We start from the raw sequence: 15,591 nt of genomic DNA, 5'->3' as shown, positions 1-15,591 counted from the left end.
ACGCCCATCGACCGGCACGTCCGCCGGTGCCCGCTCGTGGACGGCATGGACCCTGCGAGTCGGCGTCCCGCATGACGGGCACTGCACCGCCCCGCCACGCGTCGACGCGCGAACCACGATCACCTCGCCAGTGTCCTCGATCCCCTCGATCACCAACGCCGACAACCCCGAGAACAGCATCCCGACCAGCATCCTCGCATCAACCATGCCCCATCATGAGAAGCCCGGAAGCACGAACCAACCGTCAACGAGCCGTACCACCACCGAAAGTGCGACAGAGCCCCTTTAACGGTGGATCCAGGGTTGGCATTTAGTTGATTCTTCCTTCGAAGGTGATGGCGAAGGCGTTCAGGGCCGGCTTCCATCGCGTGGCCCATCGTGCCCTGCCCTTGCCGATGGGGTCCATGGTTTTCCGGGTCAGTCATCCGAGACAATGATGGTGACGTCAATATTGCCGCGGGTGGCGTTGCTGTAGGGGCACACCTGGTGAGCCGTGTCGGCCAAGGCCTGCGCCTGGTCGTGGGGCAGGGCGGGGATAACGACTTCGAGGGCGACTTCCAGGGCGAAGCCGCCCTGATCGTTGGGACGGATGCCGACCTTGGCTCCGACGCTGGAATTGCCCAGAGCCGCCTTGGCCTGCTTGGCAACCATCTGCAGGGCGGAGTGGAAGCAGGCGGCGTAGCCGGCAGCGAAGAGCTGTTCGGGGTTGGCGCCGTTGCCGGAGCCGCCCAGAGCCTTCGGTGTGGCCAACTGAAGGTCGACGTGTCCGTCGGTGGTACGGGCGCGTCCGTTGCGGCCGGCTCCGGTGGCCAAGGCCTCGGCGGTGTAGATGGCGTTCATGCAGGTCTCCTTCTGGGATTAACTTTGTGGGTGCCGGCGAGCTGCCGTGTTGGATCAGCGGGTCAGGCCTGCCCGGGTGGAGTCCGGGTGGCCTCGCGGAAGCGCCTGGCCAGCGCGCGAAGCGCGGACAGTTCCTCGTCGCTCATCGGAAACGCGTCGCGCAGGCCGTGCTGGAGGTGGGCCGCCTTTGGCACGAGGTCCCGGCCGGGAGCGGTCAGTCGGATGGTGACCTGCTGCCCGTCGCTGCTGTCACGACGGTGCTCGATAAGCCCAAGTGCTTCCAGGCGCTTGAGCAGCGGCGACCCTTCCAGATATTCCGCAGTAACCATCACCGACTCGTTGCATAAGGCATAAAGTGCGAACAGGTAGGCTCTCCCGCATACCGGGACGTAGAAAGGCCGTCGTCTGGACCTGACCGTGTGCGGCGTCTGGCCGAAGTGCGAAGGTAGTCCCGGAAAGCGGTCATGGACCTGTGCGGCGGGTCTGGCCTGTCGCACAGGTCCATTGAACGTCACGCAGAATGGAGCATGACAGAGTTTTCCCATTACTGCCGCGGTCGGGTTGCGGGGAGAATGTCGGGCGGTTGATGCAAAGCGGCGACGCGTGGGTCCGCATACTTGGTAGGTTCGCACCAGATCCGGACCGCTTCGGACTTGTGGACCAGCTTCCGAAGGGACAGTTGGGAGTATCTGATCCAGATGACATCGCCCTTGTCTGAGACTTCGTCGACGTACCCGGCCTGTTCGAAGCCGGATGCATACCGGACTTTGACCCTGTCCTCTGGGTGCAGCGCCGTCCAGTTGGCAACGTTAATGACGCCCTGCCCGTCAGTGCCGGCGCCCGGTTCTCGTGTCATGGTGCTCTTTTCCTGGCCCGTCCTTCAGCACAGTCGATATCAGGTGTTCGCCGCAACCAGCTGGACGGCGACGTCGATGATCATGTCTTCCTGGCCGCCGACGTAGCCGGCCCTGCCGACTTCTTCGAGGATCTTCCAGGCGGGGACGCCGTAGCGGTCGGCGGCGCGTTCGGCGTGGATGAGGAAGGAGGAGTAGACCCCGGCGTAGCCCTGCATGATGGAGGCCCGGTCCATGACCGGCATGCGGGTGATGTAGGGCTTGACCGTGTCCTCGGCTGCGGCCATCAGGGCCTGGACGTCGGTGCCGGTGCGGATGTCCAGCCGGTCGAAGGCGGCGGCCAGGACCTCGGTGGGGGAGTTGCCGGCCCCGGCGCCCAGGGCGACCAGGGTGCCGTCGATCTGCTTGGCGCCGGCGCGGACGGCGAAGACCGAGTTGGCCACGCCGAAGCTCATGTTCTGGTGGCCGTGGAAGCCCACCTGCGCGTCGGTCCCGAGTTCGGCCACCAGGGCGGCGACGCGGTCGGAGACGTCCTCGAGGATCAGTGCGCCGGCGGAGTCGACGACGTAGACGCACTGGCAGCCGGCGTCGGCCATGATCCGGGCCTGCCTGGCCAGTTCCTCGGGGGTGGCCCGGTGGGAGAGCATCAGGAAGCCCACGGTTTCCATGCCCAGGTTGCGGGCGTGGCCGAAGTGCTGGATGGAGACGTCGGCTTCGGTGCAGTGGGTGGCGATGCGGGCCACGGACGCGCCGGCCTCCCGGGCCTGGTTCAGGTCGTGGATGGTGCCCAGGCCCGGGAGCATGAGCACGGCGATCTTCGCCTGCCTGGCCTCGTCCACGGCGGCGCGGACCAGGTCGAGTTCGGGGGTGAGGGAGAAGCCGTAGTTGAAGGAGGAGCCGCCCAGGCCGTCGCCGTGGGTGACCTCGATGACCTGCACGCCGGCATCGTCCAGGGCCCGGACGGTGGAGCGGACGTGCTCTTCGGTGAACCGGTGGCTCATCGCGTGCGAGCCGTCGCGCAGGGTGGTGTCGGTCAGGCGGACGCTGTAGTCGGTGGTGCTCATGCGCGGGCTCCTGCGGTGGTCGCGGCGGTGTCGGTGTCTGTGTCTGTGCTGGTGCCGGTGGCGAGCTTGCGTTCGGCGAGCAGGTCGGCCGTGCGGGTGGCGGCGGCAGTGATGATGTCCAGGTTGCCGGCGTAGTCGGGCAGGTAGTCGGCCGCTCCCTTGACCTGGATCCAGACACCGACCCGGCCCTGGTTGTTCCACTCGGGCCGGGCGGGGTCGAACTGCGGGTCCACGCGCAGCGAGTAGCCGGGCACATAAGCCTTCACCTGCTCGACGGTGCGGGCGATGGATTCGCGGATGGCGTCTTGGACGGGTCCGGGTTCGGCGGCCTCGGCCGGGATCGCGCAGTAGACGGTGTTGCGCATGATCATCGGCGGCTCGACCGGGTTGATGATGATGATCGCCTTGCCGCGGGCCGCGCCGCCGACCACCTGAAGGGCCTTGGCGGTGGTCTCGGTGAATTCGTCCACGTTGGCGCGGGTGCCCGGGCCGGCTGACTTGGAGGCGATCGAGGCGACGATCTCGGCATAGGGCACCGGGACCACGGAGGAGACCGCGGCGACGATCGGGGTGGTGGCCTGTCCGCCGCAGGTGATCATGTTCACGTTCTCCGCCTCGGGGACGGCGTCCAGGTTCACCACGGGGCAGACGTACGGGCCGACGGCGGCCGGGGTCAGGTCGACGGCGGTGATCCCCGCCGCGGCATAACGCGGCGCGTTGGCGGCGTGGGCCTTGGCGGAGGTGGCCTCGAACACGAAGTCGGGCAGCTCGTCCCGGGCCAGCAGCCAGTCCACGCCCTCATGCGAGGAGGTCAGGCCGAGCCGGGCGGCGCGGGCCAGCCCGTCGGAGGCGGGGTCGACGCCGATCATGTACTTCGGTTCGATGTGCTCGGACCGGCGCATGAGCTTGAACATCAGGTCGGTGCCGATATTGCCGGAGCCGACGATCGCGGCCGTCATTTTGGGCATGGGGTGTCCTTACATGGAGTCAGAAACGGTGGTGGCTGCCCGATTCCGGGCCGGCCGGAGATCAGGTGAAGTGGATGGTCAGGGACCCCAGGTCCCCGAAGTCGGCGGTCGCGGTGGAATCGGCCACCACCGGCAGGGCCCTGGTGAAGGAGCCCGGCAGCACCAGCTGCCCGGCTTCCAGGGCCACGCCCTGCTCGCCGAGCACGTTGGCCAGCCAGGCCAGCGGGGCCACCGGGTCGCCCATCACTGCCGCCCCGGTGCCGGATTCGGCCGGATGGCCGTCAATGACCAGCGCACACGCCACCGAGGCCAGGTCGGCAACATCGACATTCAGCGGGGTGGACCCGACGGCGATCGCGCCGCAGGAGGCATTGTCGGCCACGGTGTCCACCAGAGCGATGTCCCAATTACTGATGCGCGAATCGATGATCTCGATCGCCGCATAGACCTCGCCGATCGCGTCGCGGGCCTGTTCCACGCTCACGCCGGGCCCGGCCAGGGTTTCCTTGAGCACGAAGCCGAACTCGGGCTCGACCTTGGGGGCAATGAACCCGGCGGCCGGGATCCGGGCGCCGTCGCCGTACACCATGTCCTCGAAGAAGAAGCCGAAGTCCGGCGAGTCCACGCCCAGCTGGGCCTGCATCGCCGGCGAGGTCAGCCCGACCTTGCGTCCGGCCAGCACCCGCCCCGTCGCCAGGTGGTGGCGAAGCTGGGCGTCCTGGATCCCGTAGGCGTCCGCCACGTCCATCCCTTCCAGCCGGGTCCGCAGCGGGGCCACCGGCACCAACGTTTCGGTCGCCTCGAGCAGTTCGTCGGCAAACTGCTGCAGGAGGTTCTTTGCGATTGCGGGGCTCACACTGACTCCTTGTTCTGTGCCTGAGCCTCCGGAAAGGCTCATGTTCTGGGCTTGATTGTGCTGGCGGTGTCCGTCACACTGCAATGATGCGTACCGCTGATTGGAACACGTCGTCGTCCGTGCTGGAGCGCGCCGCATCGATCCTGGGAGCTTTCCGGATCGAGGACAGGACTCTCGGGGTGTCGGAACTGGCCCGCAGGACCGGGCTGGCGAAGTCCACCGTGGCGCGGCTGGCAGCCGAACTGGTCCGGCTGCAGTATCTGGAACGGCATGGTTCGTCCCTCCGTCTGGGGCTGGCCCTGTTCGAACTGGGCCAGCTGGCGGCGACCCCGAAGGAACTGCGCAGGCGCGCCATCGGGATCATGGCGGACCTGCGCAACGCCACGGGACAGACCATCCACCTTGCCGTGCTGGATGGAACGGAGGTGGTTTACATCGAGATCCTGCGCGGCAGGGGGACCCCGCAGCTGCCGTCCCGGGTGGGCGGGCGGCTTCCGGCGCACGCCACCGCCGTCGGCAAGGCGATGCTCGCTTTCTCCCCGCCGCAGGTCCTCGAGGATGTCATCGCCACCGGTCTGCCGCCTGTCGGACCCGGCACCATCACTGACGAGAAATCCTTGCGCAGGGAACTGGCCGACATTGCGGCCACCGGCCTGGCCTATGAGCGCAACGAATCCGCCATGGGCAGTTGCTGCGTTGCCAGCCCGGTAATGGACGCCGGCGGCGCGCTGGTGGCGTCCTTGTCCGTATCGGGCAAGACAGGCCAGCTGGATATTGACCGCGTCGCCCCGGCCGTGCGGACGGCGACACTGGCTTTGGGCCGGCAGCTGCCCCGCAACAGTGCTCTTGCAGGCAACTGATTCAAGGCGGGATGAAATCTGCCGCATCCAGAGCCGTTTCGTGCAGTCATCCCCCGACCTATGCCCTGACCATTCATTGCCCTGCACAGTTTCCTGCATTGCACCGCGTTCACCTCGAATTCCAAAGGTCTCGTCCCTTACCCGCGCTAACACTCTCTCTGGTGAGGCTGACTGTTCCCACTATGGCCGGGGCGTGCAGGTAGCGAGCACCTCGCAGGGTGATGAGGTTTCCTCGTCTGCGGAGTCGTTCCGCCTATATGTCTGTATAGACATGACAGGTGTGAAGTTAAGCATTCGACGGGCATGTGTGGCACCGGGCACACTGGTGCAACACTATCCACGGCGCGGACCCCCGCGCAGATCACTCCGGAGACGCACCCGTCATGACCAGCCCACGTTGCGCAACTTCGCTCCAGGAACGTGATTGGATGCAGTGGCAGTTACGTTCCAGAACGTCATCCCAGAGGACGGGGCCGGCAGCACACCTGCGTGTCCTCGGCCCCACTGTGAAGGCGGACCTGACAGCATGGGAGGGCCGGGCCGGACAGTTCTGCCTCCAACGGGAGCTCCTCCCTGCCACGCAGCCTCGCCATCAGGCGAGCCCTCCGGATCCGGCCCGGAATCTCGACGAGGCCATACAGATTTGCGGATATCCGTTTCCAGCCCATTCGGCTTCACGCCCGTAACTCCAATAGGAGCAGACCATGCCCAAAAACATGCAGGCTACCCCCCAACAAGGGGGAAAAGGGATTAGGCGCTACGTTATCGCTTCACTCGTAGGCAATTCCTTGGAGTGGTACGACTTCTTTCTTTACGCGACGGCAGCGGCGGTTGTCTTCGGGCAACTGTTCTTCCCGGCTGACACAGACCCGCTGGTCGGCACACTCGGAGCCTTCGCTGGCTTCGCAGTGGGTTTCGCAGCACGGCCGTTGGGAGGAATCTTTTTCGGGCATATAGGCGACCGCGTCGGCCGAAAGTCGGCGCTTGTACTGACACTCTCAATTATGGGAATCGCTACCTTCCTCATGGGCGTCTTGCCTACTTATGAGCAGGTAGGAATTCTGGCTCCGGTGATGCTCATCGTTCTGCGCATCCTGCAGGGCATCGCAGCCGGGGGCGAATGGGGCGGCGGAGTCTTGCTGATCAGTGAGAATGCCTCGGACAAGCGGCGGGGCTTCTTTTCGGCTTTCAGCCAGGGTGGTGTGACTCTTGGGTTCGTCCTTGCTTCAGCTGCGTTCTTCCTGGTCCAGATGCTGCCTGAAGAACAGTTCATGACGTGGGGCTGGCGCCTGCCCTTCCTGTTCAGCGTCGTACTCTTCGGCGTAGGCATGTACATCCGGTTCCGTCTGCCCGAATCGAATGAGTTCGAGGAAACGAAGAAGAGCCAAGCACGGCCGCGTGTTCCGGTTCTGGCAGCGATCAAGAGCCATCCCAAGGAAATCCTGGTCGCCATGGGCCTGCGCGTGGCGGAAAACGGAGGCTCCTATCTCATCGCCTCGTTCTCAATCGTGTATGGCGTTCACGTTGGAGTCGATCGTTCCATCCTGCTTTTGGGCGTGGCGCTGTCGATGCTCTTCTCCTTCGGCACCATCCTGTTCTTCGGCCATCTTTCAGACAGGATCGGCAGGCGGAAAGTCTACGCTTTCGGAGCGGCAGCACTTGCCCTCATGGCTTTCCCGTTCTTCGCGATCCTGGATACCGGAACTCCGGCTCTGATCATCCTGGCCTACTTCATCGGTAACGGCATCTGCCACGCTGCGATGATCGGTGCCCAGCCGGCCTTCTTCCATGAACTCTTCACACCGGAAATCCGCTACTCGGGGATAGCTGTTGGACATGAATTGGCGGCTGTCTTCGCCGGAGGGCTGGCTCCGCTAATCGCCACAGCGCTGCTTATCAATTACAACAGCTCCACTCCGATTGCCATCTACATGATTATCCTGGCCGCTATTACCCTGACCACCTTGGCTCTCTCAGCCAAGGTCGGGCCCCGCGCCCTGAATCGTGACGACAACCGCTCTGAGGTCAACATCGGCTGAGGGAAGCCATCGGTCCAGCTCGGTGCGTAATGCCCGGACCAGAAACCCCCGGCCCCGGATGCGGAGCTGCCGCCTATCCGGGGCCGGGGCCGATGGCTGCAATCCACTGATGAATAGCTGAAGCAGAATTTTTCAACCCCGGATTTGCAGATACTAGTTCAAGAGAGAACATTCATGACAGCATCAATCATCGCCACAGGTGAGACGCCGTATACGCGTCACCCCCCTGCAGCAACAACGACCCCGCAGGTCATTGCAGAAGCCGTAAGACGCGCCTTGTCAGATGCCGGGCTTACCCCGCAGGATGTGGATGGATTCGCTGTTTCCAGCTTCACCTTGGAACCCGATCACGCGGTCGACCTGGCTTGGCGGATGGGATTCGAACTTTCCTGGCTGATGCAGGACACAAATGGCGGTGCCAGCGCCGGAGGCATGCTGCAGCATGCCATCCATGCCATCGAAGCTGGTGATGCCTCCACTGTCGTCGTCGCTGCCGGCGACCTTATGGACCGCAACGCGTTCTCGTCTCTGGTGGCCCGCTATAACCGCGCCACAGAGCAGCACTTGTCACCGCTGCCGCTTTCCGGTCCGAACGCTCTCTTTGCGATGCTCACGAGTCGGCAAATGAGAGCATTGGGCCTCGAACGCTCCGACTACGGCAAGATTGCCGTCGCTCAACGGCGCTGGGCAGCCAAAAACCCCGGAGCGGTCTACCGGGATCCGATGAGCCTTGATGATTACCTGACGGCTCCGATGGTTGCCGATCCACTCGGCCGTTTCGATTGTGTTCCACCGGTGACCGGGGCTGATGCGGTGGTCGTGGCTGCGGACGAGCGCGTAGCTGGTCGCCGGAGAGCGAGGGTCCTTGCCGTCACAGCCAGCTACAACTCAGATAACCAAACCGGGGACGGCCTTCAGACGGGACTGCAGGCCTGCGCCCCACCAGCATGGGACAGGGCCGGAATTTCGCCGGAGGAAGCGGGCGTAATCGGTGTCTACGACGACTATCCGGCAATGGTGATAGCGCAGCTGATGGACATGGGATTCATAACGGCCGGGGCGGATGTCCCAAAGTTCATTGATTCCTCCATCTTCACGGGAAAACTGGCACTCAATACATCAGGAGGCCAGCTGTCGGCTGGCCAGGCAGGATCGGCCGGCGGCATGCACGGACTGGTTGAAGTCGCGAACCAGTTGTTGCGCCAGGCAGGCGATCGGCAAACCGATGCCCGCTTCGGTGTTGTCAGCGGTTATGGGATGGTTCTTTACCGCTACGGGGCGTGCGCCAATATGGCTATCTTGGAGAGTGTCGCATGAGCGCAACAGTCCAACAATGCACGGCGTGCTCGAGTGTGATGTTTCCCTTCCGACTGTTCTGCCCGTACTGCGGTCATTGGGAATTCGCCGATCACCAAGTCGACGATGCCGTAGTGGAAGAAACAACGACGCTCGCTGACGGAGCGGTCATAGCCACCGTTGTGTGCGGCGCCGGTGCGCGGCTCATCGCCCGCATTGTCGGCGGGGAAGTCTCTCAGGGGGACAAAGTTGCCTTGAGCAATGAGCCAGACAGGGAACCCGGCGTGTTTGCGTATATCCCGTTCACCCCCGAATCAAGGTACTAGGAGATCTCGTAAAAATGGACGTACGGTTCACCAATCCGGATCCACGAGAAATGACCATCCCCGGGATGTTGTTACGCAGGGCGCAGGAAGCCCCTGAGGCGCCTTTATTGAGATGCGCGCAGACGCGCCGGAACGGCCGGCAGATGGTCGAAGCGGTAGCACTGGCCGGGGCTGTCCTTCGAGAACACGGCGTACAGCCGGGGGACCGGGTGGCACTGATGGCCGCCAACCGGGTCGAACTGCTTGATTATATTCTGGGGTGCGCCTGGATCGGGGCCGTCGCCGTACCCATCAATACCGCTGCGCGCGGTGATCAGCTACACCACATATTGACCAATTCGGAAGCGAATCTTCTGCTGATCGAAGGTTCTCTGGTGGAACACATCGGACGCCTCCCGAGCCTCCCCGCGCTGGACAGAGTCTGGGTCTTTGATGAGCCGGACGGGGACCTCGATATTCCCTACCGGACCCAGCCGTTGCCGCGTGCAGACGTCGGCGCGGAACCGGCTGCCGTGCTACCGGGCGATACCGCCGCGATTCTTTATACATCCGGAACCACCGGGGTGTCCAAGGGCGTCCAGTGCCCTCAGGCGCAGTTCTACTGGTGGGGAATCAACGTGACCGCTCAACTGGAAATCACTGCTGAGGACGTACTGTATACGTGTCTGCCGCTTTTCCATACCAATGCCCTCAATGCCTTCATCCAAGCCTTGGTAAGCGGTGCTGAGTATGTGCTCGGCCCGCGGTTCTCAGCATCCAGGTTTTGGACGGATGCCGCGAGAGCCAATGCGACGTTTACGTATCTTCTGGGCGCAATGGTCAGCATTCTGACGAGTAAACCTGCCTCCGAGCATGACCGTGCGCATAACATCAAGGCGGCCTTGGCCCCGGCTACTCCGGCGGCACTTTTGACCGAATTCAGGGACCGGTTCGGGGTGGTCCTGATCGACGGGTACGGATCCACGGAAACTAACTCGATTATTGCCGCGAGCCGTCAGGAACAGCGGCCCGGATATATGGGCAAAGTTCAGCCAGGTTTTACCGCCCGAGTCGTCAACGAATTCGGACTTGAGGTTGAGCCCGGACAACCGGGAGAGCTGCTCCTTCGAAGCGAGCAGCCCCATTCCTTCGCCACGGGCTATTACGCGATGCCTGAAGCGACAGTAAACGCGTGGAAGGACCTGTGGTTCCACACCGGCGACCGGGTCGTCATCGAAGAGGACGGATGGCTTCGATTCGTTGACCGGATCAAGGATGTCATCCGCCGGCGGGGGGAGAACATTTCATCAGTCGAGGTAGAGCAGGTCCTGCGGCAACATCCGTCAGTGAGCGATGTTGCCGTATACGCTGTCGATTCTGAACTCGGAGAGGACGAGGTGATGGCGGCAATTGTCGCCAAAGCTCCGATCGACTTCGAGGAACTTACAGATTTCTGCGGGCCACGCCTGGCTTCCTACGCTATTCCGCGATTCATGATGGTTCGTGAGTCACTACCGCGCACCGAGAACGGAAAGATCCGCAAATCAGTCCTCCGAGAGGAAGGCGCTGAAGCGGCCCAATGGGACAGGGACGCCAGGGCACGTCTGCAGAATGAACGGATTGCAGCTGAGATGCTCGGTAACGGATAACTGCGGATTTTCACCGGAGCAAGCGGGATCTATCGACCCGCTTGCTCCGGTCCGGAAAGGAGCAGCGAAGGTGCCAAACACCCAGAGCGGCCGTAGGCGGTAGCTTCAGCGGTACGGCCAAGACACCGTGATGATGCCGGCGCGTCCGGGGCTCCTCATGATGTCAGGGGACGGTGCAGACACTGACAGGGCACGCGGTCCGCTGGCAAAGTGGTCTACACCTTCAGCGGGAAAGAAGAACCGCAAGGCCAAACCGTTTCGGTACCGCCTCAACAAACAGCACACGATCTTGCCCGTGCCGTGGCAGCCGGTGCTGTGACAGGTGGGAACCGTCTGGCAGTCTCCTTGCCCTGTCCCGCACCATCTGACTGCAGGAACTATCTTTCGCCCATGAGTTCGATCCTGCAGAAGGCCGGCCGGCGGAGCCCCTCCCGTGAGTCTTCCTCCTGGCGTCCAGGCCATCGTCGCCGGTGTCGATCGCTCCGGGCTCGAGCAGACCTCCGAGAAGACGCTCCGTGGGCCATTGGCTCCCGGCATCGAGAGATCCCACGCGAGTGCATCCCATGGTGCGGGTAGGACCGGTGTACACGCTTGGTGATGCCTCAACCCTTGCCAGGACCGTTCTCTTGGGGGCTTCCCTGATGGGCTCCGTTGCCGCCCCGTTCGTTGTGTCCGCCGCGGGGCGAGGGCGTGGCTGTGGCCGGCCGTCCAACGCCGAACTGGTCGCCTCGCATACTGCGGGCAGTTGTCCCGGCGCAGCCGCGATGTTCACCTGGGCAGACTTGGGCGACCTATATCCACAGCCTGCTTGCTGCCGGCAGGTCATTTCCCTGGCCCAGGGAGCGCCCGGTCTCCTACGGACAGGGACTCGCCGATCCGGCTAGTATCCGCGGACCTCCCCACACCCGCTCTTAGGAGGCTTTCATTCGAGCTTCCGCCACCCGTGCGAGCAGGCTTTGCGGGCAGTCTGCTTGCCTCATTGTGCCAGGGCACGGAAAACCCCTGGCCTTGATACCTCCGGGCCAGCCATGGGCCTCGGCGGCCGCACCGGTCCGCATGCCTCGAAACCAGCGCGGAAGCCATGTGAAGACCCGATAAACCGATTACTAAGGGACGGAAGGGCCTACCGGTGCTCGCGTTCGACGAAGGCCAGGACCCGGGCAGGGCTTGCCGTGCCGCCGATAATCGGCAGCGGCGTGACCACGACGAACGACCCTGCCGGGGGCAGCTTGCCCAGATTCTTCAGTGAGGTCACACCGTACTTGTCGTTGCCGAGCAGGAAGTAATGGGCAGGAAAGGGCGGCTCGAGGCTGAATCCTGTCCCGGCGTCTATGCCCACCGTCTCGACCCCGAAACCGGCGATTTCCGTTTCTTCGGCAAGCCAGCGCGCGCACTCGGACGAGACACCCGGGGTGTGCGAGCCCGATTCATCGGCGTTCAGAAACAGCGCTTCGTCCAGACCGTATTGATCCCACCCGGTCCGGTAGAGCAGCCAGGCACCCTTCGGCAACCGGCCGTGCTTTTCCTCCCAGGCCTTAATGTGCCCGACCTCGAGCAGGAAATCCGGGTTGGCCGCGGCTTCGGGGCTCAGATCGATCACCGCGGCAGGACCAACCAATCGGTCAACCGGCAACTGCGACACATCCCGTCCGCCCCGTCCGCTGATCCAGTGGACCGGTGCGTCGACGTGGGTGCCGAAGTGCTCACCTACATGGATGTTGTTGTGTGCCCACATCGGCCCGCGCTCGTCGTAGGCAGCGACCTCTTCGAGACTCAGGTCAATGACGTTGGTGAACGGCGTGGGCAGGCGCAGGGCTGGTGTGTGCGCAGACAGCGGTGTCGTGAGGTCGATGACCTCGATGCGGCCTTCAGCCAGGCCTGCCAGCAGCCCTGCAAGGACGCCGGTCTCGGAAGCGGCGGCAGATGCGGTGTCGGTCATGGTTGGCGTTGCCTCTCCAGTTTCGTTAACGGTCGGGAAGCCGTTGTGCTGCCGGTCCTCAGTGGCCCTTGAAGGCTTCTTCGAGCCACCAGGAACCGAAGCTGACGATCTTCGCGTCGATGAGCAGCGGCGTGTTGCGGGGGCCTGCGAGCCAGTCACGGACGGGTTCAAGGTCGGCGGCAGTCCTCACCGTGGCGGCCGTGAAGCCGTAGCCGCGCGCGATCGCTGCGAAATCGGTATCGGGGAAGGTGATGAGGCCCAGGTCCTGGTCGCTTTCGCCGAAGTGGTGCACCTCGGCGCCATAGGCGGAATCGTTGTAGACAATGACTACCATCGGGATGCCCAAACGTACCACCGATTCCATCTCGGCCGCTGCCATGAGCGCGCCGCCGTCTCCGGTGCCGCAGACCGGGAGGCGGTCCGGCTGGGCATAGGCGGCACCGATGGCGCTGGCCAGTCCCAGACCCACGCACTGGAAGGCCTGGCTGAATACAAGGCCGTTTTCGTCGGGGATGTCCAGAAACGCCGAAGGGTAGCCGAGGAAGTTGCCTGAGTCGACCGCAATGACGCGCTCCTTATCGAGCATGCCGTCGAGGACGATGGTGAGCGTGCGCGGGTCGATGCGCTCAGCGGTGCTGCGGTCATCGAACGGAACATCCTGCCAGCGGCCCTCGCGCTTGATGGCGGCGCCCATTTCCTCGGTGCGGTAACCGATACGCGAGAGGCCGCGGCCGCGCAGCTCGGCTGTCACTGCGGCCGCTGTCAAAGCAGCGTCGCCCAGGATGCCCAGATCGACGGGGCGATGTTTGCCGGGGGCAAGCGGGTCCACGTCGATCTGCACGACGGTCGCGCCCGGGCCGATGAGCGTGCCGTGGCGCATGGTCCACATGTTCAACGCCGAACCAAAGGAGAGGATGAGGTCGGCTGCCTGGATGCTCCGGGCGGCCAGGGGAGTGCTGAAACCGCCGGAGATGTCCAGGTAAAAGGGATCGTCGTTGAAAAGCCCGCGGGCCACCGCGGAAGTCGCCAGCAGTGCGCCGGAGACTTCCGCAAGCTCGCGCAGCTCGAGTCCGGCACCGCGGCCACCGCGGCCGGCGAGCACGACCGGACGTTCGGCGCGCTCGATCAGGTCGGCCAGGCGCGCCACATCTTCGGCAGCCGGGGCCGCGGCATCGGCGAGGACCGCATGCTCGGTGAGCACGGGAACGTACTGCTCGGTGGTTTCGGCCGCCTGAACGTCCAGCGGCAGGTTGACCAGCACCGGGATGCGCTTGGTGACCGCTGTCCGGTAGGCCAGGGCGATGTCACGGGCTGCCGTCTCGGCCGTGATGCGGAAGCTGGCAGCGCCGACCGACTCGACCAGACGGTCCTGTCCGATACGGAAGTTTGAATGAATTGCGGATGCGGCGACCTCGGCGGCGAGGATGAGCATGGGCGAGCCGGACTTTGCGGCCTCGGTAATACCGGTGATCGCGTTTGTTAGGCCGCACCCCTGATGCAGCGAGATCGCGGGCACCGAGTCTCCGATGCGGGCGAAGGCATCCGCCATGGACGCGGCACCGCCCTCGTGCCGGGCCGCGACGTAGTCCGCCCCGCGTTCGATAAGAGCCTTCGTGATGTCATAGTTGCCGCTGCCGATGACGCCGAAGACCTGCTTCACGCCGAGTTCGACCAAGGTTTCGGCAACTTTTTCAAAAACGCGCATCAGAATCCATACCTCAGATTTCCGCAGGGGACAGGGGAAGTAACAAGCTTTGAGTAACCATGCTCCACCGTCGGTGAAGTGTCTGGCCAATGCCTATTTGCTGAAGGGCCCTGCCGATTAGGGCATGGCTGCCCCGGCGGGCACTGCCTGGCCTGTGCCCGTGGTGGCCCCGATGGACTTCCGGATGTCCGTGGCCACCTCCTCAAAGCACCTCAGCAGCAGCGCAGCACTCGGGCTCGGCGGCCGGTCAGGGAGCGTGGTCACGCCGACGGTCTGGCCGATGCCCTTCAGCCGGACATCCACGATGTGCAGCAGCGGGTCAGCGACTGCGATGGTGTAGGGCTGCACGGCGAGGAAGTCGGTTTCGGCCACGATGGTTCGCAGTGCCAGCGGCGACGAGCAGTCGACCTGCTGTTCCGGCAGTTCCAGGTGCTCGCGGGCAAATGCCCGCTCCAGTTCACCGCGCAGCGCAGTCTGGGCAACCGGCATGACCCACGGGTAACCGCGCAGCACGGGCAGCGAGGTGTGGTCGAGGTCGAACACCGGATGGCCCGACCGCGCGACAACCCGGAATGGCTCGTGATAGAGGGCCACCTGCCGCAAGTCCGTCATGTCAGGGCGGGGAGTGAGCCGTCCGACAACGACGTCGATATCACCCGATACCAGTCCGTTTGCAAGCCGATCCGGTGTTGCCTCGCGGACGTAGACACCGACCTTGGGGCGCTCCTGCTTGAGCCTGGCGATGGCCCGCGGCACCAGCAGGTTCGCGCCGGCGACGTGCGTGCCGATGGTGACCGAGCCGACGGTGGCGTCCGCGAGTTCGGCGATGTGCTGCGTTGCCTGCTGGAGGTGGCCGACGACGGCGCGCGCATGCTCGATGAACACTTCGGCGAATGCTGTAGGCCTTACTCCTCGGGCGGTGCGTTCAAAGAGCGGTGCTCCCAACACCTCTTCGACCTCGCGCAGGCCCCGGCTGATCACCGGCTGGGTGACGTAAAGCTCCTTGGCCGCCGCGACGATGCTGCCTTGTTCGGCGATGGTCAGCACGAGGACAAGGTGGCGCAGTTTGAGCTGCCCGTTCAGGAGCGATCGAATGTCCATACCCCCGATGATATGCCCGCGCAGACATACCGGGTGCGCAGATAAGCATTCGACGGGCATGTGACTGCAGGGCCAGACTGGTGCAATACCACCAAACGGCGCGGACCCCGCGCAG

Annotated in this window: 13 protein-coding genes and 1 pseudogene; 5 read left to right on the top strand and 9 right to left on the bottom strand. The window is 64.1% G+C overall.

Going from position 1 to position 15,591, the window contains the following annotated elements; translation table 11 throughout:
* From HGG74_RS21195 to HGG74_RS13775, 6 genes and pseudogenes are all read right to left on the bottom strand, one after another.
* Positions 1 to 207: pseudogene (locus tag HGG74_RS21195) on the bottom strand (ISL3 family transposase); the annotation flags it as partial.
* A 210-nt stretch (positions 208 to 417) separates the two neighbouring features.
* Positions 418 to 840, bottom strand: a complete 423-nt coding sequence (locus tag HGG74_RS13795; RefSeq protein ID WP_168487215.1) for an organic hydroperoxide resistance protein — start codon at positions 838 to 840, stop codon at positions 418 to 420.
* A 62-nt stretch (positions 841 to 902) separates the two neighbouring features.
* Positions 903 to 1,169, bottom strand: coding sequence for a MarR family winged helix-turn-helix transcriptional regulator (locus HGG74_RS21190; protein WP_205761910.1), 267 nt, complete (start codon positions 1,167 to 1,169; stop codon positions 903 to 905).
* A 566-nt stretch (positions 1,170 to 1,735) separates the two neighbouring features.
* Positions 1,736 to 2,758, bottom strand: a complete 1,023-nt coding sequence (gene dmpG / locus HGG74_RS13785; RefSeq protein WP_168487214.1) for a 4-hydroxy-2-oxovalerate aldolase — start codon at positions 2,756 to 2,758, stop codon at positions 1,736 to 1,738.
* A complete protein-coding gene (locus tag HGG74_RS13780; RefSeq protein WP_168487212.1) occupies positions 2,755 to 3,726 on the bottom strand; it encodes an acetaldehyde dehydrogenase (acetylating) in 972 nt (323 codons plus the stop codon). Before HGG74_RS13780 ends, dmpG begins: the two co-directional genes overlap by 4 nt.
* Before the next feature lie 61 nt (positions 3,727 to 3,787).
* A complete protein-coding gene (locus HGG74_RS13775) occupies positions 3,788 to 4,582 on the bottom strand; it encodes a 2-keto-4-pentenoate hydratase (RefSeq protein ID WP_312856847.1) in 795 nt (264 codons plus the stop codon).
* Between the two features lie 86 nt (positions 4,583 to 4,668).
* Between HGG74_RS13775 and HGG74_RS13770 the strand changes: the two genes are divergently transcribed.
* From HGG74_RS13770 to HGG74_RS13750, 5 genes are all read left to right on the top strand, one after another.
* Positions 4,669 to 5,442, top strand: a complete 774-nt coding sequence (locus HGG74_RS13770) for an IclR family transcriptional regulator (protein WP_168487208.1) — start codon at positions 4,669 to 4,671, stop codon at positions 5,440 to 5,442.
* 704 nt (positions 5,443 to 6,146) lie between these two features.
* On the top strand, positions 6,147 to 7,481 hold the full coding sequence (locus HGG74_RS13765; protein ID WP_246262896.1) for an MFS transporter: 1,335 nt from the start codon (positions 6,147 to 6,149) through the stop codon (positions 7,479 to 7,481).
* Positions 7,482 to 7,655: 174 nt separating this feature from the next.
* Complete coding sequence (locus HGG74_RS13760; protein WP_168487207.1) at positions 7,656 to 8,798, top strand: thiolase family protein; 1,143 nt, start codon at positions 7,656 to 7,658, stop codon at positions 8,796 to 8,798.
* The gene (locus HGG74_RS13755; RefSeq protein ID WP_168487205.1) at positions 8,795 to 9,103 is read left to right on the top strand and encodes a PhlB family protein; all 309 of its coding nucleotides are present in this window, start codon (positions 8,795 to 8,797) and stop codon (positions 9,101 to 9,103) included. Before HGG74_RS13760 ends, HGG74_RS13755 begins: the two co-directional genes overlap by 4 nt.
* Before the next feature lie 14 nt (positions 9,104 to 9,117).
* The gene (locus HGG74_RS13750; RefSeq protein WP_246262895.1) at positions 9,118 to 10,731 is read left to right on the top strand and encodes an ATP-dependent acyl-CoA ligase; all 1,614 of its coding nucleotides are present in this window, start codon (positions 9,118 to 9,120) and stop codon (positions 10,729 to 10,731) included.
* A 1,123-nt stretch (positions 10,732 to 11,854) separates the two neighbouring features.
* Here HGG74_RS13750 and HGG74_RS13745 read toward each other — a convergent pair.
* From HGG74_RS13745 to HGG74_RS13735, 3 genes are all read right to left on the bottom strand, one after another.
* Positions 11,855 to 12,670, bottom strand: coding sequence for a cyclase family protein (locus HGG74_RS13745; protein ID WP_168487203.1), 816 nt, complete (start codon positions 12,668 to 12,670; stop codon positions 11,855 to 11,857).
* A gap of 58 nt (positions 12,671 to 12,728) precedes the next feature.
* The gene (locus HGG74_RS13740; RefSeq protein ID WP_168487234.1) at positions 12,729 to 14,375 is read right to left on the bottom strand and encodes a thiamine pyrophosphate-binding protein; all 1,647 of its coding nucleotides are present in this window, start codon (positions 14,373 to 14,375) and stop codon (positions 12,729 to 12,731) included.
* Between the two features lie 117 nt (positions 14,376 to 14,492).
* Positions 14,493 to 15,476: a LysR substrate-binding domain-containing protein gene (locus HGG74_RS13735; RefSeq protein WP_168487201.1), complete on the bottom strand. Its 984-nt coding sequence runs from the start codon at positions 15,474 to 15,476 to the stop codon at positions 14,493 to 14,495.
* Positions 15,477 to 15,591 lie beyond the last annotated feature (115 nt).

This window comes from Arthrobacter mobilis (assembly GCF_012395835.1).
Taxonomy (GTDB): domain Bacteria; phylum Actinomycetota; class Actinomycetes; order Actinomycetales; family Micrococcaceae; genus Crystallibacter; species Crystallibacter mobilis.
The sequence above is the reverse complement of the archived record's forward strand: the minus strand, read 5'-3'. Positions and strand labels throughout refer to the sequence as shown.